The sequence below is a fragment of the Winogradskyella poriferorum genome (genome assembly GCF_050618035.1).
GTDB classification, from domain to species: Bacteria; Bacteroidota; Bacteroidia; order Flavobacteriales; family Flavobacteriaceae; genus Winogradskyella; species Winogradskyella poriferorum_A.
The window spans coordinates 1-230 of record NZ_JBODPY010000156.1 but is presented as its reverse complement, the minus strand read 5'-3'; the positions used below and the strand labels follow the sequence as shown (position 1 = coordinate 230).

The 230-nt window shown below is 36.1% G+C and carries 1 pseudogene; it reads left to right on the top strand.

What is annotated here, in order from left to right:
• Positions 1-6: 6 nt before the first annotated feature.
• A pseudogene (locus ACRHOC_RS15295) lies at positions 7-230 on the top strand (AraC family transcriptional regulator); the annotation flags it as partial.

The window sequence follows — 230 nt, the reverse complement described above, 5'->3', positions numbered from 1 at the left end:
AAAGGCATGGCGGTATTTGTCTTTAACCAAGGAAATTACAAGCTAGATATTACAGAAGAAGCGTCATTGTTATTATATAACCCACAGCGTGATTTACCTATTCATGTACAGTTACAGCCACATTCTTGGATGGTATCCGCCGTGCTGTCTATTAAAAAGTTTCACAGTCTTTTTTCAAAAGACGCCGACTATGTGACATTTTTGAGTACTGAAAAAAGAGATAAAAAGTA